Source organism: Agromyces sp. P1_H4, assembly GCF_056405255.1.
The window spans coordinates 1-1,441 of record NZ_JBFUCL010000536.1; the positions used below are offsets into that span (position 1 = coordinate 1).

Annotated in this window: 1 protein-coding gene; it reads left to right on the forward strand. The window is 71.8% G+C overall.

The features are described from left to right. Positions 1-20 precede the first annotated feature (20 nt). A partial coding sequence (locus AC1DY2_RS19745) for an nSTAND1 domain-containing NTPase (protein WP_476763955.1) occupies positions 21-1,441 on the forward strand: 1,421 nt, incomplete at its 3' end.

The window sequence follows — 1,441 nt, forward strand, 5'->3', positions numbered from 1 at the left end:
CGCCTGATCGGGCCATCGCAATGCTCGAGGGGGCACTCGGCTCCTGGCGTGGCGAGCCATACGCGGACCTCCCCGACTGGGAGCCGGCCCGGGGCGAAGCCGCACGGCTCCACGACCTCCGCGCGATCGCGGAGGAGGATCTGCTCGCCGCCCGCCTCGAGCTGGGACATGCCGTGAGCGTCATCTCCGACGCCGAGCGCCTCGTGCGCGACCGACCGCTCCGCGAGCACCGCTGGGCGCTGCTGGCCCGTGCCCTCTACCGATCCGGCCGCCAGGCTGACGCGCTCGCCGCCCTGCGTGATGCCCGCCGGCGGCTCGACGAGGAACTCGGCATCGATCCTTCGGCCGAGCTCACCGAGCTGGAGACGGCGATCCTGCGCCACGACCCTGATCTGGAGGCCGCGAGCCCCGTCGGACCTGACGTGCCGTGCCCGTACCGCGGGCTCGCCGCGTTCGGAGAGAGGGACGAAGAGGAGTTCTTCGGTCGGGATGCCGATATCCGCGCGGGGCTCAGTCGGGTTGAACGCGGGCGGTTCGTGGCCTTCACCGGGCAGTCGGGATGCGGCAAGTCCTCGCTCGTGCTCGCCGGCATCGTTCCCGCACTGCGCCGGGATGCACGGTCGGTCGAGGTCACGACCCCTCGACGCGGCCTGCATCCGTTCGTGGCCGGCACAGACGACGATCGACAGGTCCTCGTCGTCGACCAGTTCGAGGAGCTCTTCACCGGTCTGGACGCCGGTGCGACCGAGGATGCCACCGACGTCATCGCGCGCGTCCTTGAATCAGGCGGCACCGTGCTGGTGACCGTGCGCAGCGACTTCCTCGACGCGTGCGCACGGTTACCTAGGCTCGGACCACTGTTCACCGACGGCGTCCAGCTGGTGCCGCCGATGGGACAGGAGGGGCTTAGGGCGGCGATCGAGGGCCCGGCGCGAGCCGCCGGCCTGCGGCTCGAACCCGGCCTCACCGAGCTCATCCTCCGGGATGCCGCCGGCCGTCCGGGTGTGCTCCCGCACGTCTCGCACGCCCTCGTCGAGACCTGGGCGCGGCGGGAGGGGGCGACGCTCACCGTGCACGGGTACGAGGCCTCGGGCGGGCTCTCCGCGGCCATCGCGCAGTCAGCAGATCGGCTCTACTTGCGGATGACCCCGGCCGATCGAGCCATCTGCCGGTCCACGATGTTGCGCCTCGTCGCCCTCGCCCCCGACGGCACCCCGGTGCGCCAGAGCCTTCCGGTCAAGGGCCTGCATGATGACGGCGCACGTGACCGTGTGCTCGCGATGCTCGCGGCCGCGCGCCTCATCAGCACGGACGAGACGAGCGTGGAGGTCTCGCACGAGGCGCTCGCCGACGCCTGGCCCCGATTGAAGAACTGGCTCGAGCACGACGCCGACGACCTGCGGACCATGCACGCGCTCGCTGTCGCGGCGGAGGCCTGGGA